Here is a 21,146-nt window from a genome sequence, read left to right as displayed (position 1 = left end):
CTACGAGGCCGTCCTCAGCTCCGCCAACAGGCTCTGAGGAGTCAGGGTTCGTAGCGCGCCGGATGCTTCGGATCGTCGACGCGGATGACCACGTCGGACAGCGCCGACGGGTCGACTTCCTGTTCGTAGCGTTCGTAGGCGGGCAGCGCCCATTCCTCGGGCACTCGCCGCTTGAGCGCGGCCGGCGAGAGCCACAGGTGCACGCTCAGGTCGAACGCGAGCCCCGCCCCGAAGAGGAATTCACCGTCCAGCAGGACGACGCCGCCTTCGGGCAGGCTGACCCGTTCGGCCCGCGTGGCGCGATCGCGGACCGGATCCCACAGCGACGGGAGGACCAGCCCGCTGCCGTCCTCGGCTATCGGGTCCAGCACCTCCCGGCGCAGGGCGCCGAGGTCGAGCCAGTCGGTGTAGCGCGAATCCGGGTCTTCCTTGCCGCGTTCGAAGCGCAGCGAGGCCGGCCTGAGGAAGTCGTTCGCCGAGACCCGCACCACCGCGTGACCGGCGACCCGCAGGGGATCGACCAGGGCGTCCGCGAGTTCTGTGGTGTTGGTCGCACCGGACGCGCCGTCGATGGCGACCGCGATCCGGCGGCGGCCCGTGATCGCCGTGATGCGCTGGGTCAGTTCGGAGACCAGCAGAGCGGGAGAAATCGGACGGTAGCGCACAGACAGAGATCCTCCACCCGGACCGGTGACTGTCGCACGGTACACCCGATGGGATGATGGCCCGGTGGTGAAAGCAACGGCCAAAACAGCCGGAAGTGGTTGGCAGGTAGGCGTTTCCCAGACGGTGCCGTACACCAGCACCCAGGTGTGGGACTTCCTGGTCGGACGCGAGGGTGTCGGGATCTGGCTCGGCCCCGGCGCCGAGCTCGGCACCGAGCTGGGCGCGGCGTACGAGACGGCGAACGGGACGACCGGCGAGATTCGAGGCCGCTCCGAGGGCGACAAGCTCCGTCTGACCTGGCGGCCGAAGGATTGGGATCACGATTCGACCCTGCAGATCACGGTGAGCGGAACCGAGCAGAAGACCACGCTCCGCTTCCACCAGGAGTGGCTCGCGGGCGCCGACGAGCGTGAGGAACAGCGGGCATACTGGACCGAGGTGACCGAGCGAGTGGTGGCCGCGCTGGCCGAACGCTGACCGGCGCGCCGGGGGAGGCGTACCGATGGGGGAACCGAAGAAGCTGGACTGGGATCTCGTCCACGATCCACACCGGGTTTCGGCACTGCTGCGCGAAGAGGGCCCTGCCCGCAAGGTCCGGCTGCCGCGCGGTCTGAACGTCTGGATCGTCACCGGATACGCCGAGGCCCGCGCGGTCCTCGCGGATTCCCGCGTCGGCAAGGATCCGGCGGCCATCCGGCGGCTCTTCGAACGCGACGGCTTCGAGTCGGCGGCCGACAACGCCGTACGCGCGCTCGGCGCGCACATGCTCAACTCGGACCCGCCGGACCACACCCGGCTGCGCAAACTGGTCAACCAGGCCTTCACCTCGCGCACGGTTTCCCGGCTGCGGCCGAGGATCGAGCAGATCACCACGGAACTGCTGGACGGCATCGGCGACACCGAGCGCGTGGACCTGTTGCCCGCCTTCGCCGTCCCGTTGCCGATCCGGGTGATCTGCGAACTGCTCGGCGTCCACGCGGGTGACCAGCCGGCGTTCGCGACCTGGTCGAACACGATGGTCGCCTGGTCGACGCCGGAGGAACTCCAGGCCGCGGCGGCGAAGATGCACGCGTACCTCGTCGACCTCATCGAGGAGAAGCGCGCCGAACCCGCCGAAGACCTGCTTTCGGGCCTGATCCACGCCAGCGACGAAGGTGATTCGCTCTCCGCCGAGGAACTGCTGGCCATGGCGTTCCTGCTGCTGGTGGCGGGGTTCGAGACGACGGTCAACCTGATCGCGAACAGCGTCTTGGCGCTGCTCCGGGAGCCGGAACAGCTGGCCGCGCTCCGTGCCGACCCCGCCCTGCTGCCCGGCGCGATCGAGGAGTTCCTGCGCTACGACGGCGCGATCCACCTGGCGACCATCCGGTTCACCAAGGAACCCGTCCCGGTCGGTGACGTCGAGATCCCGGCTGGCGAGTTCGTGCTCGTCTCCCTGCTCGGCGCGAACCGCGACGCCGGGCGGTTCGAGGACCCGCATCGGCTGGACGTCACACGGTCGGCGACCGGGCATCTCGCGTTCGGGCACGGCATCCACTACTGCGTCGGCGCCCCGCTGGCCCGGCTGGAGGCGGAGATCGCGTTGCGCGGACTGCTGGAGAGGTTCCCGGCGCTGAGCCTCGACGCCGAGCCGGAAACCTTGCGGTGGCGGGAAAGCACCCTCGTCCACGGCCTGGAAACCCTCCCTGTGCGCCTGCGCTGAGGAGAGGGTGTCGTAGGGTCGCCGGATGGACGCCGCCGAACTCCTCGCGCTCGACGCGGAACACGTCTGGCACCCGTACGGGCCGATGCCGAGCACGATCGATTCCCTGCTCGTGCGTGAGGCGAGCGGGGTCCGGCTCACCCTCGACGACGGCCGTGAGCTGGTCGACGGCATGTCGTCCTGGTGGGCGGCGATCCACGGCTACCGGAACCCGGTGCTGGACGCGGCGCTGGCCGAGCAGGCGGGCCGGATGAGCCACGTGATGTTCGGCGGGCTCACCCACGAACCGGCCATCCGGCTGGCGAAGACGCTGGTCGACCTCGCGCCGGACGGGCTGCGGCACGTCTTCCTGTGCGATTCCGGGTCGGTGTCGGTCGAGGTCGCCGTCAAGATGTGCCTGCAGTACTGGCAGTCGGTGGGGCGCAAGGAAAAGCGGCGCCTGATGACCTGGCGCGGCGGCTACCACGGCGACACGTTCACGCCGATGAGCGTCTGCGATCCCGAGGGCGGGATGCACTCGCTGTGGCGCGGGATCCTGCCGGACCAGCTGTTCCTGCCCAAACCGCCCGGTGGTTTCGCCGACGAGCCGGATCCGGCGTACCTCGAACTGCTCGCGACCGAGATCGAGCGGCACGCGGGCGAGCTGGCCGCGGTCATCGTCGAGCCGGTCGTGCAGGGCGCCGGAGGAATGCGGTTCCATCCGCCCGCGTACCTGCGCGCGCTGCGCGAGATCACCGAGGCCAACGGCGTCCTGCTCATCTTCGACGAGATCGCCACCGGTTTCGGCCGCACCGGCACGATGTTCGCCGCCGAACACGCCGGCGTCACGCCGGACGTCCTGTGTCTCGGCAAGGCGCTGACCGGTGGTTATCTCACGATGGCGGCGGCGCTGTGCACGCCGGAGATCGCGGACGGGATCTCGCGCGGCGAGCTGCCGGTGCTGGCGCACGGACCGACGTTCATGGCGAACCCGCTGTCCTCGGCCGTCGCCAACGCCTCGCTGGGAATCCTGGCCGAAGGCGGCTGGAAGTCCGACGTCCCGCGGATCGAGGCGGCGCTGAAAGCCGGGCTCGAACCGGCTCGCGAGCTGCCCGCGGTCGCCGACGTGCGAGTGCTCGGCGCCATCGGGGTGGTGGAGCTGGACCACCCCGTGGACATGGCGGTGGCGACCGAGATCCTCACCGCGAACGGGGTCTGGCTGCGCCCGTTCCGGAACCTGATCTACACGATGCCGCCCTATATCTCCCAGGCGGACGACCTCGCCGCCATCACCTCCGCAATGGTCTCGGCCGCCCAAAAAGCGTAAATACGGCGAAGTTCAGCCCAAAGAGTGTGACAGCGGCCACAGCAATCGGGAGAGGTCACGCTGGGTACAGAGCGTGGTCGCGAGTTGATCTTGGTCAAGCGAACGGGCGAGTCCGATCGAGGTCCAACTCGGGCGCTTTGTCGTCAAAGCGTGGTTCGTCCTAGTTCCCTGGTGCACAAGCAAACCTGAGAAACCTTTGCGTAGCGGACTTTTGCGCGCCGATCGGGTTTCCTGCCCCCATGATCGACTTCGTTGGTGACGAGCACGACACCGGGCCTCCGGGCCGCCGCAATCCCGCATCGACCCTCCTGAAGAACCTCCGCCACGACCTCCCGGCTTCGGTCGTCGTCTTCCTCGTGGCCGTCCCGCTTTCACTCGGCGTCGCACACGCCGCCGGGGCCCCCTTGCTCGCCGGACTCGTCTCCGCCGTCGTCGGCGGGATCGTCGCGAGCCTCTTCGGCGCCTCCGCCCTTCAAGTCAGCGGTCCCTCCGCGGCGTTGACGATCGTCATCGCGGAGACCATCGCCACCTTCGGCTGGGCGGCCACCTGCGCGATCACCGCCGCGGCGGGCGTGGTCCAGATCCTCTTCGGCGTCTGCCGCGTCGCGCGGGCGAGCCTGGTGATCTCGCCCGCCATCGTGCACGGCCTGCTCGCCGGGATCGGCCTGATCCTGGTCCTCGGCCAGCTGCACGTCGTGCTCGGTGGCACGCCGCGGAGTTCCGCGATCGAGAATGTCCTCGCGCTGCCTGGCCGGATCGTCGGGCACCACGACCAGGCCGCGCTGATCGGTGTCGTCACCGTCGGTGTTCTGCTGGCCTGGACGCGGATGCCGCGGTCGGTGCGCCGCGTCCCCGGCCCGCTCGCCGCCGTCGCGCTGGCGACCGGCCTCTCCGTCGCGGCCGGGATGGACCTGCCGCGCGTCGACCTCCCGAACGGCTTGCCAGGGCTGGGTTTCGTCCCCGAGGCGCCGTCCGGTTCCTGGGCCGCGATCATCGCCGCCGTCCTCTCCATCGCGCTCATCGCCAGCCTGGAGAGCCTGCTTTCCGCCGTCGCGATCGACAAACTCCGCGAGGGGCGGCGCACCGACCTCGACCGTGAGCTGATCGGGCAGGGCCTGGCGAACGCCGCTTCCGGTTCGCTCGGCGGATTCCCGGTCACCGGCGTCGTCGTGCGCACCATGACCAACTTCGAAGCGGGCGCCCGCACCCGGATGTCGGCGATCCTGCACAGCGTCTGGATCCTCGGCTGCTGCCTGTTCTTGGCGGGCGCGCTGCGGCTGATCCCGCTGGCCGCGCTCGCCGGCCTCCTCGTCTACGTCGGCGCGAAACTGGTCAACCTCACCAATCTCCGCGAGGTCCGCCGCCACGGCGACCTGCCGGTCTACCTCGCGACCCTGCTCGGCGCGGTCGCGGTCGACCTGCTCACCGGCGTCGCCGCGGGGATCGTGGTGGCGCTCGCGCTGATGCTGCGCCGGATGCTGTTCTCCGGCATCCACGTCGAACGGGACGGCCCTCGTAGCCGCGTCGTCATCGAAGGCGCGCTCACTTTTCTTTCCGTGCCAAGGCTCACGACCGTTCTCGCCGAAGTACCCGGACGTTCGGAGGTGACGCTCGAACTGTTCGTCGACTATCTCGACCACGCCGCTTTCGACTGCCTGCGCGGCTGGCAGCGCGCGTACGAACGCGCCGGGGGGACCGTGATCGTCGACGAGATCGGGCATCCGTGGTTCGGCCGCGGCAAGGCGGGTGTCCCGACCGTGCGCCGCGGCGTCGCCTCGCGCGTGGTGCCGCGATGGCTCGCGCCGTGGTCGCAATGGCAGGCCGAACACCTCGAACTGCCGGGCCAGCGTGGCGGCAGCGTTCCGTTGTGCCGTGGTGCTTCGGAGTTCCAGCGGCGGACGGCGCCGCTGCTGCGGAGCACGTGGGACGGGCTGGCGAACGGGCAACGGCCGCACACGTTGTTCGTCACCTGTGGCGACGCGCGGATCGTGCCGAACCTGATCACCACCAGCGGGCCGGGGGACCTGTTCACCGTGCGGAACATCGGAAACCTCGTCCCGCACGCCGGTGCCGAGGCGGATTTCTCGGTGGGGGCGGCGATCGAGTACGCCGTCGGGCTGCTGCGGGTGCGGGAAGTGGTGGTGTGCGGGCATTCCGGCTGCGGGGCGATGAAGGCGTTGCTCGGTGACGCGCCCCCCGGTCTCGTGCACCTCGGTGGCTGGCTGCGGCACGGCGAGGCGACGTTGCGGCGCAGGGAAAGCGAAGGGCCGGTGCTGCTCGACGGTGCCCGGCCCGGCCACGAGGCTGATCTGCTCGCTTTGCACAACGTGGTGCAGCAGCTGGAAAATCTGCGCTCGTACCCGGTGGTGGAGGCCGCGCTGGCGCGGGGCGAACTCCGGCTGACGGGGATGTACTTCGACGTCGGTAAGGCGAACGTGTACCTGCTCGACGAAGCGATGCGGTCGTTCACTTCGGCCGCGACCCCGGTGAAGTCTTAAGCGCTTGCCGACGCCGCGCGAGCAGGTCGCGAAAGCCACTTTCGAGACGTCAGATGTCCCGAAAGTGGCTTTCGCGACACGGCCCGGTGCCACGGGCGGAGCGGCCGGTCCTGCCAGCCGGGACAGGTTGCGAAAGCCAGTTTCGCAACCTTCAACGTTGCGAAAGTGGCTTTCGCAACGCCTCGCCGGGCAGGGACCGGCCCGCGCGCGCAGCCGGCCGAGTTGACCGGGCGGCCGACCGATACATCCCAGGATTCGGGAGCCCGCAAGGCTTTTCGCAACGCGCGGGACATCTCCAGGCAACAGAACGGGCCGAAAGTGGGCCACGCCACCCGCCTGTGGGGTGATATTCACTCGATCAGGTGGTGCATATCGGACAATTCACCAGTTTCCTGGTGATCATGATGGTGATCATCAAGAAACCTCTCGCCGTGCTCCGGCACGACCTGCCCGCCTCGTTGGTGGTGTTCCTCGTCGCCGTCCCGCTGTCACTCGGGATCGCTCTCGCGTCAGGAGCGCCGATCGTCGCGGGGTTGATCGCCGCCGTGGTGGGAGGTGTGGTCGCCGGAGCCCTCGGCGGCTCCGCCCTCCAGGTCAGCGGCCCGGCCGCCGGGTTGACGGTGATCATGGCCGAGACCATCGCGACCTTCGGCTGGGCGACCACCTGTGCGATCACCGTCGTCGCGGGGGCGCTCCAGATCCTGCTGGGCCTGAGCCGCATCGCCCGCGCGGCGCTCGCGATCTCGCCCGCCATCGTCCACGGCATGCTCGCCGGTATCGGGGTCACGATCGTCCTCGGCCAGCTCCACGTCGTACTGGGCGGAACGGCCCAGAGCTCGGCGCTCAAGAACATCGCCGAACTGCCCGCGCAGATCGTCGGCCACCACGACACCGCCGCGCTGATCGGCGTGCTCACCATCGGCATCCTGCTGCTGTGGCCACGGCTTCCCGCGTCCGTCCGCAAGGTGCCCGGTCCGCTCGCCGCGATCGCGCTGGTGACCGTGCTGTCCGTCGCCGCCGGGATGACGCTGCCCCGCGTCGACCTTCCGGGTGACCTGCTCAACATCCGCTTCGCGCCGGAATTCCCGGACGCGGGCTGGGGCGCGTTCGCCGTCGCGGTCATCACCATCGCGCTGATCGCCAGCGTGGAAAGCCTGCTCTCGGCCGTCGCCGTCGACAAGATGCACACCGGCCCGCGGTCGAACCTCGATCGCGAGCTGATCGGGCAGGGCGCCGCGAACATGACCTCGGGTGCGCTGGGCGGTCTCCCGGTCACCGGCGTGATCGTCCGCAGCTCCACCAACGTCGCCGCCGGCGCCCGCACCCGCGTGTCCGCGATCCTGCACGGCGTCTGGATCCTGGTGTTCGTCGCCGCGTTCGCCGGGCTGATCCAGAACATCCCGCTCGCCGCGCTGGCGGGCCTGCTCGTCCACGTCGGCGCGAAACTGGTCAACCCCGGCCACATGAAGCAGGTCCTCAAACACGGCGACCTGGGGCTGTACCTGGTGACGCTCGCCGGCGTCGTCGTCTTCGACCTGCTCACCGGAGTCCTGCTCGGGATCGCGCTTTCGGTGCTGCTGATGCTCCGGCGCACGGTGTGGTCCGGTATCCACGCCGAACGCGCCGGTGACGAATGGCGCGTCGTCGTCGAAGGCGTCCTGACGTTCCTTTCGGTGCCGAGGCTCAGCCGGGTCCTCGCGACCGTGCCCGACGGCGCGAAGGTGACCTTGGAGCTGGTCGTCGACTATCTCGACCACGCCGCATTCGAGAGCCTCTCGAACTGGCAGCAGGCGCACGAACGCGCCGGCGGGCAGGTGATCGTCGACGAGGTCGGACATCCGTGGTTCGCCAACGGCAAATCCGGCGACCCCACGCTGACCAGGACGGCCGCGATGCGGTCGGTGCCGCGGTTCCTCGCGCCGTGGTCCGACTGGCAGGCCAAGGACGTCGAGGTGCCCGGTCAGCGCGGCGGGCCGACCCTGCGCGGGGCGACCGAGTTCCAGCGGCGCACGGCCGCGCTCATGCAGCCCGCGCTCAGCAAACTGGCGGGCGGCCAGTCGCCGCACACCCTGTTCATCACCTGCGGTGACGCGCGGATCGTGCCGAACATGATCACCACCAGCGGTCCCGGCGACCTGTTCACCGTCCGCAACATCGGGAACCTGGTGCCCGCCCGCCGGGCCGATCCGTCGATGGGCGCCACCGTCGAGTTCGCCGTCGGTGTGCTGAAGGTGCGCGAGATCGTGGTCTGCGGGCATTCCGGCTGCGGCGCGATGCAGGCGCTGGCCACCGGCGCCCCGGACGGCGCGCCGATGCTGGCCTCCTGGCTGCGGCACGCCGAGCCGAGCGCGAACCGCAAGGCGGCGGTGACCCTCGACGGCGAACGTCCGGACACCGAGGTCGACCGGCTGGCCCTGCAGAACGTCCTGCAGCAGCTGGAGCACCTGCGCCACTACCCGCTGATCGCCGAGGCGGAGGCGCGCGGCGAACTGCACCTGACCGGGATGTACTTCGACGTCGGCGCGGCGCAGGTCTACCTGTCCGACGACGAGAGCCCGGCGTTCACCCCGGTCGGCGTCGTCGCCTCCGTGCCCGACCAGGGGAGCTGACCGGCCCGTTCAGCCATCCTTCACTCCGACCCACTAAGTTCAACGCACGTGAGCATGCTGGTCATGACCGGCACCGGTACGGGTGTCGGCAAGACGATCTCCACCGCCGCCATCGCCGCTCTGGCCGCCGGTCAGGGCCAGCGTGTCGCCGTGCTGAAACCGGCGCAGACCGGAGTGGGTCCGGACGAACCGGGCGACCTCGCCGACGTGCTCCGGCTCGCCGGTCCGGTCACCACCCGTGAGCTGCGGAGATACCCGGATCCGCTGTCGCCGGAGGCGGCCGCCAGGCTTTCGGGGCTCCCGACGTTGACCCCGAGCGAGATCGCCGCCGCGGCGAGCGATCTCAATGGCGAACACGACCTCACGCTCATCGAGGGCGCGGGCGGCCTGCTGGTCCGGTTCGACGCCGCCGGGGCCACCCTCGCCGACGTCGCGTGGTCGCTGGGCGCGCTGGTCATCATCGTCGCGGAGGCCGGGCTGGGCACGCTCAACGCGACCGCCCTGACCGCCGAGGTCGCCACCAAACGCGGGCTCACCGTGGCCGGGGTGATCATCGGCTCGTGGCCCGACGAGCCGGATCTGGCGGCGGTGTCGAATCTGGCCGACCTGCCGGTCGCGGCAGGCGCCCCGCTGCTGGGCGTGCTGCCCGCCGGGCTGGGCACGGCCACTCCCGAGAAGTTCGCCGACCGGGCCAGGGCGGGTCTCTCGCCGTGGTTCGGCGGGGAGTTCGACCCGGAATGCTTCGTCGGCCGCGCGTCGGCCCAGAAGTGACCTGCGTCGCTGTGGCCGGGACGCCCGGTCGTGCACGATGATGTGCCTTCGCTTCACCGCCCCACCCCGAACAGGAGCCGCCTCGTGACCACTGCCCCGGAGACCGTCGACATCCTCGCCGTGGCGCGTGACCAGGTCCTCGAGCGTGGTGTCGGGCTGAGCGAAGAGCAGATCCTCGAGGTCCTGCGGCTCGACGACGACCACCTGACCGACCTGCTGGCGCTGGCCCACGAGGTCCGGATGCGCTGGTGCGGCCCCGAGGTCGAGGTCGAGGGCATCATCAGCCTCAAGACCGGCGGCTGCCCCGAGGACTGCCACTTCTGCTCGCAGTCCGGCCGCTTCCCGACGCCGGTGCGTTCGGCGTGGCTGGACATCCCCGGCCTGGTCAAGGCCGCCCGCCAGACCGCCGAGACCGGCGCGACCGAGTTCTGCATCGTCGCCGCCGTCCGCGGTCCCGACAAGCGCCTGCTCTCGCAGGTCCGCGAGGGGATCAAGGCCATCCGCGAGGACGGCAACGACATCCAGATCGCCTGCTCGCTCGGCATGCTCACCCAGGAGCAGGTCGACGAGCTCGTCGAGATGGGCGTGCACCGCTACAACCACAACCTGGAGACCGCGCGCTCGCATTTCGCGAACGTCGTCACCACGCACACGTGGGAAGAGCGCTGGGAGACCCTGCGCATGATCCGCGAGGCGGGCATGGAGGTCTGCTGCGGCGGCATCATCGGCATGGGGGAGAGCATCGAGCAGCGCGCCGAGTTCGCCGCGCAGCTGGCCGAGCTGAACCCGGACGAGTGCACGATGAACTTCCTCATCCCGCAGCCGGGTACGCCGTACGAGGGATACGAGGTCGTCGAGGGCAAGGACGCGCTGCGGACCGTGGCCGCGTTCCGGCTGGCGATGCCCCGTCCGCTGCTGCGCTTCTCCGGCGGCCGTGAGCTGACCTTCGGTGACCTCGGCACCAAACAGGGCATGCTCGGCGGCATCAACGCGATCATCGTCGGCAACTACCTGACCAACCTCGGCCGCCCGGCCACCGCGGACCTGGCGATGCTCGAAGAGCTGAAGATGCCGGTGAAGGCGATCAGTGACGTCCTCTGACGAACCCGCGTTCTGCGTCCACTGTGGACAGCCGTCCGACGGTGGCGCGGAACATCCCGCCTGCCACAACCCGAGAACGGCGCTCGAACCGCCGCGCTTCTGCACGTACTGCGCGCGGCGGATGGTCGTCCAGATCACCCCGGTCGGCTGGACGGCCCGGTGCAGCCGTCACGGTGAACTCGCCGGCTGACTTCCCGCATTCGGAGGACGAAACGCGGTGGAGGCGCGTGCGCTGGGGGCGTCATTGGTTACGCTCTGCACAAGCAGCACGAGGGAGGAGTCCGGGGTTGGGCGAGACGACGGGTAAACCGGCGCACCTGTCTTCCAGTGTGCCCGACCCCTGGTCGGTGCCCGTGCTGCCGAGGCCGCGCCGCCCGCACCCCAAGGTCGTCGTCAAGGCCGATCTGCTGCCGGCGATCAGCGTCCTGTCCACGGCGGGGCTGCTCGGCTTCCCGCTGGCCTGGCTTTGGTCGCGGCTCGCGCCGCCACAGCGGATGCGCGTGATCAACGACCGCGGCGCCCTCGCCCCGCTGGAGCTGGAGAGCTGGCACCGCTTCGACGATCTGGCCGTCTACGGTTTCCTCGCGCTCGGCGCCGGGCTGCTGATCGGCATCGTGACCTGGCTGCTGCGGGAGCGCCGCGGTCCGGTCGTGCTGATCGCCGCCACCGGCGGCGCGACCCTCGCGGGCTGGCTGGGGACGACGATGGGCGTCGCGTTCGCCAACGGCCGCTACGAGATCGGCGCGGCGCCCGCCGTCGGCGATGTCATCGCGAAGGCGCCGCAGATCGAATCCCCGTGGATCATGCTCGCCGCGCCGTTGATGACCACGCTGGCGTACACGTTGCTGACCGCGTGGAACGGACGGGAAGACCTGGGCCGCCGCCTCGGCTGACGGATTTCCTCTAGGGTGGGCCGGGACACATCTCTAGGGGGCTTTCTCTTGACCGACGACATCGAGGTTTCCCGGCACAACGCCGTCCGCTTCCCGGGTATCAGCCCGCGCGCGTACGAACACCCCGTGGACCGCGGCGCATTGGCCACCCTGCGCGCCGTTCCCGGATTCGCGCAGGTCGTGAAGGCGGTTTCGGGCTTCTACGCCGAACGCGGCGAGCGGCTGATGGCGCTCGCGTCCGCGATCAGGGTCGGCCCGAAGCAGTATCCGGAACTGGACAGGCTGCGCAACGAATGCGCCGAAACGCTCGACCTCGACCGCGTGCCGAACCTGTTCGTCGCCCGCAGCCCCGAGGTCAACGCGCAGACGATCGGCATGGATGAGCCGTTCATCGTGCTCAACACCGCGGCGGTCGAAGCGATGGACCTCGCGTCACTGCGGTTCGTGATCGGGCACGAGATGGGGCACGTGCTGTCCGGGCACGCGGTGTACCGCACGATCATGATCCGGCTGATCGGCCTGCAGATGTCGATGTCGTGGACGCCGGTGAGCGCCATCGGCATCCGCGTGGTCATCGCCGCGCTGCGCGAGTGGTACCGCAAGGCCGAGCTGTCCTGCGACCGCGCCGGGCTGCTGTGCTCGCAGGACCCGACGGCGGCGCTGCGCTCGCAGATCCTGGTCGCGGGCGGGATCGACCCGGCGAAGATCGACATCCCGGCCTTCCTGCAGCAGGCGTCGGAGTACGAGTCGGTCGAGGACATCCGCGACAGCTACCTGAAGCTGCGTTACGTCGAGACGATGTCGCATCCGCTGGCCGTCGTGCGCGCCGCGCAGTTGCAGAAGTGGGCCGCGTCCGAGGAGTACCGGGGGATCCTGGCGGGCGAGTACCCGCGCCGCGACGAGGACGCGCCGTCGTCCAACTGGACCGAGGACCTCAAGTCGGCCGCGAAGTCGTACAAGGACTCCTGGAACGGCTCGACCGACCCGCTGACGAAGGTGTTCAGCGACGTCGGCGAAGCGGTGTCCGGGGCGGCGGGCAAGGTGTGGAGCAAGTTCGGCGGGGGCAACGGTTCGGACGAGGGTTCGGCGCCGGAGTCCGGTAAGTAGCGTTTCGCGAGTGCTATGACACTCGGGGTATGTCTTAGATGCCTACTGGCTTCCGGCCGCTGTTGATCCCAGGCTCCGGCCCGGGGGTTCCGGCGGTGTGTCGCGAAAGCCACTTTCGGGACACCAGATGTCTCGAAAGTGGCTTTCGCGACATGGTCGCCAGGGCGGTACCAACCCCAGCGCCCGACAGGGACCCGGCCAGTACATGAAGGCCCCCTTCCTGTACCTAGGCGCAAGGAAGGGGGCCTTCATGTACTGGGGAAGGTGTGAAGGTCGAGTTTCCTCGGCTGAGCCGAGGGAAGGGGGCCTTCACGCGCGGCCGCTGTCAGCCGCAGCCGAATCCAGTAGGTACCCAAGACGTCTGACCGGATCGCCGCTCACGAACCACTGCCGCCTCAGTTCAGGTTCGAGGGGCGGGTGAGTTCGCCCAGTTCCCCCGGCGGCATCGGGACCGCGCCGAGCGTGCTGAGGAACCCGGCCTCCCGCGTCAGCAGCCGGCACGCGATCCGCAGCCGCCGCAGCGGGTTCGTCTCCTCCAGCAGGCGTTGCCGGTCCTCCAGCGGGAGCAGGCAGTCCGCGGTGAGCCGGTACGCGAGCGCCGCGATGTCGCCGTCCTCGGGCGGGGTGGTCCAGTCGTCGGCGTGCCAGGCGGATTCGCAGTAGCGCCGGTGCGCGGCCTTCGCGACGTCGGCGAGCCTGTTCACGGTGTCGCCGGGTACCGAGGCGACCCGGTCGTCGGGCACCCATTCGACCGCGCCGATCAGGTACGGCGCGGAAACGCGGTCGATCTCGAGCAGCCGGAACCGGCGCCGCGCGGTGGTGACGACGTCGAATCTGCCGTCCGGCAGCCGTTTCGCCTCGCGCAGCACCGTGCTGCAGCCGACTTCGTGGACGTGCTCCGGCCCGCTGACCTCCCTGACCATCGCCGACCGCAACGCGACGACGCCGAACTCGCGGTCCGGCACGACCTCACCGACGAGGTCGGCCATCAGCTGCCGGTACCGCGGCTCGAAGATGTGCAACGGAAGGTGTGTTCCGGGCAGAAGCACGGTCTGTAGCGGGAACAGCGGCAAGATCGCCTTCCCGGTGGACTCCTCGCTCGGCTCGGTCACCCGTTCAAGGTACGGGGACCGGGAGGACTTCGCAGGACGGTCACTTCCCGGCGGGCGGGCGGAAGACCGCGAACGGGTCGGTGATCTGCATCCCCTTGCCCGCGAAGGAGAAGAGCGCCGCCGGACGTCCGCCGCTGCGCCCGGGCGGGGCGGTGTGCCCGGTGGGGACCAGCAGCCCGCGCCGGGACAGCACCCGCTGCAGGTTCGTCGCGGACACCCGGTAACCCAGCGCAGCCGAGTACAGGCCCCGCAACGCCGATACGGTGAACTCTTCCGGGGCGAGCGCGAACCCGAGATTCGTGTAGCAGAGCTTCGAGCGCAGCCGGTCCCGCGCGCGCAGCACGATGGACTCGTGGTCGAACGCCGTGCGCGGCAGCTCGGAAACGTCGTGCCACTCGGTGTCTTCGGGGACTTCGGGGTCCACATCGGACGGTACGAGGCCGAGGAACGCCGTCGCGACGACGCGGGGCCCCGGCACCCGGTCCGGCGCGCTGAAGACCGCCAGTTGCTCCACATGCTTCAACTGGCGTACGTCGACCTTCTCCGCGAGTTGCCGCCGGATGGACGCCTCGACGTCTTCATCCGGGCGAAGCCTGCCCCCAGGAAGGGACCAGCGGCCGAGATGCGGATCGAGAGCGCGCCGCCACAGCAGGACCCGGAGTGTGTCGGAGCGCACTTGCAGGACCGCTCCCAAGACCTCGTGGGCGAGGGGGGTCTGGGTGTTAAGATGACTTCGCACGGTTTTCGATTGTAAGGCGAAAACCGGAGATCGGTCCAGGAGGGCCAGAACGATGACGAGCACCCTGCAGAACGACCTGACCCCGTACGGCGGAGTTGTCGCCGACGCCGCTTGGGCGGAGGAGGTGCGGAGCCTCGCTCGCAAGCGCGACGCCGTCCTGCTCGCGCACAACTACCAGGTCCCCGAGATCCAGGACATCGCCGATTTCACCGGCGACTCCCTCGCGCTGAGCCGGATCGCGGCGAGCAGCGACGCGTCCACCATCGTCTTCTGCGGCGTGCACTTCATGGCCGAGACGGCGAAGATCCTGGCGCCCGAAAAGACCGTCCTGATCCCGGACGCGCGGGCGGGCTGCTCGCTCGCGGACTCCATCACCGGCGACCAGCTGCGCGCCTGGAAGGCCGAGCACCCCGGCGCGGTCGTCGTCTCGTACGTGAACACCACGGCCGAGGTCAAGGCGGAGACCGACATCTGCTGCACCTCGTCGAACGCCGTCGACGTGGTCGCCTCCATCCCCGCTGACCAGGAGGTTCTCTTCCTGCCGGACCAGTTCCTCGGCGCGCACGTCAAACGCGTGACCGGCCGGGAGAACATGCACATCTGGGCCGGGGAGTGCCACGTGCACGCCGGGATCAACGGCGCCGAGCTGGCCGAGCGGGCCTCGGAGAACCCGGACGCCGACCTGTTCATCCACCCGGAGTGCGGCTGCGCGACCTCGGCGCTGTACCTGGCGGGCGAGGGTGCCGTCGCCCCCGAGCGGGTCAAGATCCTCTCGACCGGCGACATGGTCCACGCCGCCCGCGACACCAAGGCGAAGTCGGTGCTCGTGGCCACCGAGATCGGGATGATCCACCAGCTGCGCAAGGCCGCGCCGGAGATCGACTTCCGCGCGGTGAACGACCGGGCGTCCTGCCGGTACATGAAGATGATCACGCCGGCCGCCCTCCTGCGGTCGCTGCGTGAGGGTGCCGACGAGGTCCACGTCGACGCCGGGACCGCCGCCCGTGCCCGCGCTTCCGTGCAGCGCATGATCGAGATCGGGCAGCCTGGCGGCGGAGAATGACCGACCAGGTTACCGCTCTCCAGGCGAAAACCCACCCGCTCTGGGAGGCCGCCGCCGATCTCGTGGTGATCGGCAGCGGCGTCGCGGGGCTCACTGCGGCCCTGCGGGCGCGGGAACTCGGGCTGCACGTCCTGGTGGTCACAAAGGCGACGGTCTCCGACGGCAACACCCGCTGGGCGCAGGGCGGTATTGCGGTCGTCCTGGAGGGTGAGCACGAGAGAGGGGATTCGGTCGGCAAGCACGCCGAGGACACCCTCACCGCCGGCGCCGGGCTCTGCGACGAAGACGCCGTCCGGTCGATCATCGCCGGTGGCCCGGCCGCGGTGGCCCGCTTGCGCGCGGAAGGTGCGCGCTTCGACCCGGCGGCCGAAGGGCGACCCGAACTGGCCCGGACGCGGGAGGGTGGGCACAGCGCGTTCCGCGTCATCCACGCCGGTGGCGACGCGACCGGCGCGGAGGTCGAGCGGACGCTGGTCGCGACGGCCGGTGACCGGCGGATCCCGGTGCTGGAGCACCACATCGCCGTCGACGCGATCCGCACGCCCGCGGGCGAGGTCGTGGGCATGACGGTCCTGGACCGCAACGGGGTGCCCGGGGTCGTCCGGGCGCCGGCGGTGCTGCTGGCCAGCGGCGGGCTGGGGCAGCTCTACCAGGCGACGTCGAATCCGGAGATCGCCACCGGCGACGGGCTGGCGCTGGCGTTGCGCGCGGGGGCGCAGGTCGCGGACGTCGAGTTCGTCCAGTTCCATCCGACGGTCCTGTTCACGCCCGGCGCGCGCGGCCGTCTCCCGCTGGTCACCGAGGCGGTGCGCGGCGAGGGCGCGACGTTGCACGACGCGACGGGCGCTTCGGTGATGCGGGGAGTCCACCCGCTCGGCGATCTCGCGCCACGGGACGTCGTCTCGGCGGCGATCACCCGCCGGATGGTGCAGGCGCCCGGCGGGGTCGACGACCACGTTTTCCTCGACGCGACAGGGATCTCCGGGTTCGCCAAGCGGTTCCCGACCGTGCACGCGGCGTGCGCGGCGATCGGGCTGGACCCGGCGAAGGAACCGATCCCGGTCACGCCCGCGGCGCATTTCGCCTGCGGTGGCGTGGTGACCACTGTGGACGGACGCTCCGGCGTCCGCGGTCTCTACGCGGCGGGCGAGGTCGCCAGGACCGGCCTGCACGGCGCGAATCGCCTGGCCTCCAACAGTTTGCTCGAAGGCCTGGTCGTCGGGCAGCGGGTGGCGGAAGCGGTCGCCATCGATCTCGCCGCCGGATTGCTCGCCGACCCGCGCCGCGGTGTGCTCATGCCTCCGGCGAAGGTCGCGGTGGCCGATCGCGACGCCTTGCAGCGCGCGATGAGCCGGTACGCCGCCATCGGCCGGGACGCGGAAGGTCTTTCGGTCGTGGGTTCGGTGCTGGATCTTTCGGTCACCGAGAGTCCTTTGTGGACTCCCCGGGTCGTCGAGGACGCGGCGCTCACCTTGGTGGCGGAAGCACTGGTCGCGGCGGCGGCGCGCCGGACGGAGTCCCGCGGCTGTCACGTGCGCACCGATTTCCCCGAACGCGACGACGACGTCTGGCAACGCGGTCAGCTCATCCGGCTCAGCCCATCGGGGCAGCCGGTGCTGGCCGATCCGATCGCTTTGGAGGGTGTGGCATGAGCGAATTCTCCCCCTGGGTCGTCAAGGCGCTGGCCGATCACGGCCTCGACGCCGCCGATGCGCACCGTGTCGTCACGACGGCGCTGGCCGAGGATCTGCGGTACGGGCCCGACGCGACGACGAACGCCACCGTGCCCGAATCCGCTCGCGCGCTGGCCGAACTCACGCCGAGGACGGCCGGTGTGGTCGCCGGGATCCCGGTGGCCCTGGCGGTGTTCGACGTCGTGCTCGGCTCGGGCCTGGAGATCCTGGCCGCCCGTGACGACGGCGACCGGCTGACCGCCGGGGAGCCCGCGCTGGTCGTGCGGGGGCCGGTGCGCGGCCTGCTCACCGCCGAACGCACCGCGCTGAACCTGCTGTGCCACCTGTCCGGTATCGCCACCGCGACCGCCGCCTGGGTGCGCGCCGTGGAGGGAACCGGTTGCCGGATCAGGGATTCCCGCAAGACGCTGCCCGGGCTTCGGTTGCTGGAGAAGTACGCCGTGCGCGCGGGCGGCGGGGTGAACCACCGGCTCGGGCTCGGCGACGCGGTGCTGATCAAGGACAACCACGTGGTCGCCGCCGGTTCGGTGACCGCCGCGCTCGCGGCCGCGCGCGAACACGCGCCCGAACTGCACTGTGAGGTCGAGGTCGACGACCTGGCCCAGCTGGACGAGGCGCTCGCGGCGGGTGCCGACGAGGTGCTGCTGGACAACTTCACGCCCGACGAATGCGCGAAGGCCGTCGACCGGCGCGACGAGGTCTCACCGAAGACCCGCCTGGAATCCTCGGGCGGTCTGCGGCTCGACGTCGCGCGGGCGTACGCGGAATCCGGTGTGGATTTCCTCGCCGTCGGAGCGCTCACGCATTCCTCGCCCGCGCTCGACCTCGGGATGGACCTGCGCTGAGGTGCGGCACTAGAATTCCCTTGTGTGACAAGGGAATTCTGGAGGAATGGTGGGCTTTGCCGGTAAAAGTGCCGTCGCGGGATGCGTCGGTTTCGTGGCACTGCTCGGCACCCCCGTCCCGTCGACGGCGGTCGCCGAGCAGTGCGCGAACCCGACGGGGACCTACACCGCGGCCGTCCCGTGGGGACAGCGGCTGATCGATCCCGTGCGGATCTGGCCCCTGTCCCGCGGCACCGGCCAGCTGGTCGCGGTGATCGGCACCGGGGTCGACGGCGGCAACGGTCAGTTCGCGCCCGGCCAGCTCCTCGGCGGCCAGGGCACCCAGGCCGACGACTGCGACGGCCGGGGCACCATCGCGGCCGGGATCGTCGGCGCGCAACCGGATCCGTCCACGACGTTCACCGGGATCGCGCCCGGCGCCAAGATCCTGCCGATCCGCTACACCCAGGTGAACGGCGGCGGTGATCCCGGGCAGCTCGCGGGCGCCATCGAAACCGCGCTGAACCGCGGCGCCGGGATCATCCTGATCGCCGTCCCGGCCGCCTCCGACAGTCCCGCGCTGACCGGTGCCGTGTCGCGTGCCAAGGAAAAAGGCGCGCTGATCGTCTCTCCCGCCGCGGGGACGCAACAGGGCCAGACCTCCTACCCGACCGCGACACCGGGTGTGCTCGCGGTGGGATCGACCAACCAGACCGGTGCGGCGGTGCAGACGGAATCCGGTTCCTACGTGGGGATCTCCGCGCCCGGCGCCGAACTGGTCAGCACGTCCGCCGGCGCGGGCGGGACCGTGGCGCACCGGTGGCCGGTGAGTGATCCGAGCCTGGCCGCCGCGCACGTCGCGGGGGTCGCGGCGCTCGTGCGCGCGTATCACCCGAAGCTGTCGCCGGAGCAGGTCGTCACCCGGCTGACGCTGACCGCGCATCGCGGGCCGAACGGTGGGCACGATCCCCGGCGGGGCTGGGGCGCGATCGACGCCTACGCCGCCGTTTCCGCCTCGATCCCGGCCGGCACGCCCGGCCCGGGAGGGCCGCCGAGCGCGGGCCCGGACACCTTCGTCGTCCCCGCCGCCGCGCCTGCGCGGGCCAACGCGGACAAGGTTTCCGGTGTGCTCGCCATCTCCGGGGTGGCCGCGGCCATCGCGGCGGGCGTGGTGGTGGCCGCGGTCCGGCGGGGCAAGCGCCGGGGCTGGAAGCCTTCGCGGTTCCGCGCCTCGTGAGCGGCAGCGGTGTACTGGGGGACACCGCCGCCGCTCACGAGGTTTTTCGCGACCCCCTGGGGTTTAGGGGACGGCTACGCAGGCCGTCGAGCCCACGATGGCCACGCCGTCGCCGGCGCGGGAGACGTGCACGTTGAAGTCGGCGCCGTCGCGGCTGAACTGGGCGATCAGCTCACGCGGGTTGCTGCGGTCGCGCGTTCGCCAGCCCTGGCTTTCCAGCAGCGGCAGGACGACGTCGACGAGTTTGCGGATCGCGTCGGTCGCGTCGTCCACCCGGAGGCCGTACTGCCAGCAGAGCAACCGGCCCGGCTGCGTCGGGTCGCAGTCCAGCTCGCCTTCCACGGTGCGTTCGGCGCTGGAGCCGAAGGTGCCCGCGACGCCGTCGATGACCGCGGTCAGGTCCTCGGCCAGCGGGTCGAGCTCGGTGTTCCTGGTGATCATGGTGAACCCCTCACAAGCCTCGTCCGACGCCTTCGATGACCATCTCGCGCAGCGAGCCACTGGTGAAGCCCTCGTGGGTGACCGCGCCGCCGGTGATCACACCGTAGATGTTGTTCCACGAATCGGAACCCGGCTTGAGCACCCCGCTGTGGGACTCGAGGCCCCACTGCAGATCGCCGTTCGCGTCGCGGCCGGTTTCCAGTTCGACGACGCCGGGGAAGCGGTCGGGGTCCGCTCCGTGCCCGGCGCCGAGCCATTCGACGAGTCCCGCATTGCCCTGCGCCACCACGATCGGGTCGAAGGGGGCCGTCATGGAGTACCGCTGTACGCCAGCCTGGCTGGCCGGGAGGTCGTCCGGGCTCCAGATGCCGTGCCCCATCCCCGCGGACTCGACGTGCAGCACCTGGTCGGCCCGCAGGCCGAGCTGCTCGGCGAGTCCCACGGTCGCGCCGCCGTAGCTGTGCCCGACGGCGGTGACCACGACACCCGGTCCGGCGTGGCTGTCGATCTGGCCGCGCAGTTCGTCGCCGAACGCCTTGAGGTCGGGTGCCATCGTCTGCGCGTAGTGCGCGGCGGGCCCTTCTGTGACGACGTTCTGCGGGAAGACCCCGTCGGCCCAGACCACCATCGCGGTGCGTCCGGTGGCGTCCGCGGCGACCAGGCTCTTGCCGAGGTCGGCGTAACTCTGGAAGTTGTCGAACGAGGTGTTGACGCCGGGGACGAACAAGCCGACGTTGCGGGTTCCCGGCTCGATGCGGCCGACCAGCTCGACGATGCGCCCGTTACCGGACGGGTCGAACCGCAGGATCTGCCGGTCGTTGGCGAGGATGTCCTCGTACAGCGCGATCCTGGTGCGCGCGCTCGCGATGTCGTCGGCTTTTCCGCCCTGCGCCAGGAGGTTCGCGAGCCGCTCGCGTTCGGTGGTCAGCGCGTCGGTGACCTTCGTGCGGTTCTCGGCGATCGCGGTGGCCCACGAGCCGGTGTCGGCCGCGCCGCCGACGCCGGCCGGATTCCCGGCCTTGGGCAACGGGCTTTCCGGCATGAGTGACCGGTACGTGGCGGCGATCTGGACGTCGGCGCGCCGGTAGCCGCCGCCCGCGGCCGTCAGGCCCTGGTGGATCACCGTCGCCTTGGTGATCTGGCCGTCGAGTTTGCCCGCGACGTCCTTGATCGTCTTGGTGTACGTGGCCGAAGCCGCGCCGGAAGCCGAAACCTGGCCGAACGCGGTGGCGGGGACGTTCTCACCCGCCAGCGCGGTCTGCGCGGTCTTGAGCACGCCCGCGCGCTGTTCGAGTTCGGCCGCCGCCGCTTCGAGCCTGGCGGGGGCGACTCGGTAACCGCCCGCACTGGATGCCATCACCGAGCCGCCTCTCCTGGTGGAAA

19 protein-coding genes are annotated in these 21,146 nt (G+C 70.5%); 14 read left to right on the top strand and 5 right to left on the bottom strand.

From position 1 onward, the window contains the following. Positions 1 to 41: 41 nt before the first annotated feature. Positions 42 to 665 carry a nucleoside/nucleotide kinase family protein gene (locus tag ACZ1DY_RS30495; RefSeq protein ID WP_257485339.1) on the bottom strand — a complete coding sequence of 208 codons (624 nt, stop codon included), beginning with the start codon at positions 663 to 665 and terminating at the stop codon, positions 42 to 44. A gap of 124 nt (positions 666 to 789) precedes the next feature. Between ACZ1DY_RS30495 and ACZ1DY_RS30490 the strand changes: the two genes are divergently transcribed. The 10 genes from ACZ1DY_RS30490 (at position 790) to ACZ1DY_RS30445 (ending at position 12,653) form a co-directional block, all read left to right on the top strand. Then, positions 790 to 1,143 carry an SRPBCC domain-containing protein gene (locus ACZ1DY_RS30490; RefSeq protein WP_126733768.1) on the top strand — a complete coding sequence of 118 codons (354 nt, stop codon included), beginning with the start codon at positions 790 to 792 and terminating at the stop codon, positions 1,141 to 1,143. A gap of 25 nt (positions 1,144 to 1,168) precedes the next feature. Continuing rightward, the gene (locus tag ACZ1DY_RS30485) at positions 1,169 to 2,368 is read left to right on the top strand and encodes a cytochrome P450 family protein (protein ID WP_257485341.1); all 1,200 of its coding nucleotides are present in this window, start codon (positions 1,169 to 1,171) and stop codon (positions 2,366 to 2,368) included. A gap of 25 nt (positions 2,369 to 2,393) precedes the next feature. After that, the gene (locus tag ACZ1DY_RS30480; protein ID WP_219150140.1) at positions 2,394 to 3,674 is read left to right on the top strand and encodes an adenosylmethionine--8-amino-7-oxononanoate transaminase; all 1,281 of its coding nucleotides are present in this window, start codon (positions 2,394 to 2,396) and stop codon (positions 3,672 to 3,674) included. 239 nt (positions 3,675 to 3,913) lie between these two features. Beyond that, entirely contained in the window at positions 3,914 to 6,172 is a 2,259-nt protein-coding gene (locus ACZ1DY_RS30475; protein ID WP_465481711.1) for a bifunctional SulP family inorganic anion transporter/carbonic anhydrase, read from the top strand. Positions 6,173 to 6,573: 401 nt separating this feature from the next. After that, entirely contained in the window at positions 6,574 to 8,781 is a 2,208-nt protein-coding gene (locus ACZ1DY_RS30470) for a SulP family inorganic anion transporter (RefSeq protein ID WP_465485731.1), read from the top strand. A gap of 54 nt (positions 8,782 to 8,835) precedes the next feature. Then, positions 8,836 to 9,552 (top strand): dethiobiotin synthase, encoded by a 717-nt coding sequence (gene bioD / locus ACZ1DY_RS30465; protein WP_465485730.1) that lies wholly within the window; start codon positions 8,836 to 8,838, stop codon positions 9,550 to 9,552. Between the two features lie 84 nt (positions 9,553 to 9,636). Beyond that, positions 9,637 to 10,653: a biotin synthase BioB gene (gene bioB, locus ACZ1DY_RS30460; protein WP_034321321.1), complete on the top strand. Its 1,017-nt coding sequence runs from the start codon at positions 9,637 to 9,639 to the stop codon at positions 10,651 to 10,653. Next, positions 10,640 to 10,843: a biotin synthase auxiliary protein BsaP gene (bsaP, locus tag ACZ1DY_RS30455; protein ID WP_257485344.1), complete on the top strand. Its 204-nt coding sequence runs from the start codon at positions 10,640 to 10,642 to the stop codon at positions 10,841 to 10,843. The genes bioB and bsaP overlap by 14 nt, the downstream gene beginning before the upstream one ends. A gap of 97 nt (positions 10,844 to 10,940) precedes the next feature. Then, positions 10,941 to 11,546: a DUF2567 domain-containing protein gene (locus ACZ1DY_RS30450; RefSeq protein ID WP_457960769.1), complete on the top strand. Its 606-nt coding sequence runs from the start codon at positions 10,941 to 10,943 to the stop codon at positions 11,544 to 11,546. A 48-nt stretch (positions 11,547 to 11,594) separates the two neighbouring features. Then, the gene (locus ACZ1DY_RS30445; protein WP_465481710.1) at positions 11,595 to 12,653 is read left to right on the top strand and encodes a M48 family metallopeptidase; all 1,059 of its coding nucleotides are present in this window, start codon (positions 11,595 to 11,597) and stop codon (positions 12,651 to 12,653) included. 395 nt (positions 12,654 to 13,048) lie between these two features. On the opposite strand, the gene ACZ1DY_RS30440 is transcribed toward ACZ1DY_RS30445, so the two are convergent. Together ACZ1DY_RS30440 and ACZ1DY_RS30435 are read right to left on the bottom strand one after the other, a co-directional pair. After that, entirely contained in the window at positions 13,049 to 13,765 is a 717-nt protein-coding gene (locus ACZ1DY_RS30440) for an LON peptidase substrate-binding domain-containing protein (RefSeq protein ID WP_465481709.1), read from the bottom strand. 40 nt (positions 13,766 to 13,805) lie between these two features. Continuing rightward, positions 13,806 to 14,441 carry an NUDIX hydrolase gene (locus ACZ1DY_RS30435; protein WP_034321308.1) on the bottom strand — a complete coding sequence of 212 codons (636 nt, stop codon included), beginning with the start codon at positions 14,439 to 14,441 and terminating at the stop codon, positions 13,806 to 13,808. 115 nt (positions 14,442 to 14,556) lie between these two features. Between ACZ1DY_RS30435 and nadA the strand changes: the two genes are divergently transcribed. From nadA to ACZ1DY_RS30415, 4 genes are read left to right on the top strand one after another with little or no spacing between them, the layout of a single operon-like run. After that, on the top strand, positions 14,557 to 15,567 hold the full coding sequence (gene nadA, locus ACZ1DY_RS30430) for a quinolinate synthase NadA (RefSeq protein ID WP_257485346.1): 1,011 nt from the start codon (positions 14,557 to 14,559) through the stop codon (positions 15,565 to 15,567). Next, positions 15,564 to 17,219, top strand: coding sequence for an L-aspartate oxidase (locus ACZ1DY_RS30425; protein WP_465481708.1), 1,656 nt, complete (start codon positions 15,564 to 15,566; stop codon positions 17,217 to 17,219). Before nadA ends, ACZ1DY_RS30425 begins: the two co-directional genes overlap by 4 nt. Further along, positions 17,216 to 18,106: a carboxylating nicotinate-nucleotide diphosphorylase gene (gene nadC, locus ACZ1DY_RS30420; protein ID WP_257485347.1), complete on the top strand. Its 891-nt coding sequence runs from the start codon at positions 17,216 to 17,218 to the stop codon at positions 18,104 to 18,106. Before ACZ1DY_RS30425 ends, nadC begins: the two co-directional genes overlap by 4 nt. Before the next feature lie 46 nt (positions 18,107 to 18,152). Then, positions 18,153 to 19,322 (top strand): S8 family serine peptidase, encoded by a 1,170-nt coding sequence (locus tag ACZ1DY_RS30415; RefSeq protein ID WP_465481707.1) that lies wholly within the window; start codon positions 18,153 to 18,155, stop codon positions 19,320 to 19,322. Between the two features lie 63 nt (positions 19,323 to 19,385). Here the strand turns inward: ACZ1DY_RS30415 and ACZ1DY_RS30410 are convergent, their stop codons facing one another. Continuing rightward, positions 19,386 to 19,763 carry a hypothetical protein gene (locus ACZ1DY_RS30410; RefSeq protein ID WP_126733753.1) on the bottom strand — a complete coding sequence of 126 codons (378 nt, stop codon included), beginning with the start codon at positions 19,761 to 19,763 and terminating at the stop codon, positions 19,386 to 19,388. A 10-nt stretch (positions 19,764 to 19,773) separates the two neighbouring features. After that, the gene (locus ACZ1DY_RS30405) at positions 19,774 to 21,120 is read right to left on the bottom strand and encodes an alpha/beta hydrolase (RefSeq protein WP_465481706.1); all 1,347 of its coding nucleotides are present in this window, start codon (positions 21,118 to 21,120) and stop codon (positions 19,774 to 19,776) included. Positions 21,121 to 21,146: the final 26 nt, after the last annotated feature.

The sequence above is a fragment of the Amycolatopsis sp. PSD-21 genome (assembly GCF_055561455.1).
This window is presented reverse-complemented; position numbering and strand designations above follow the sequence as displayed.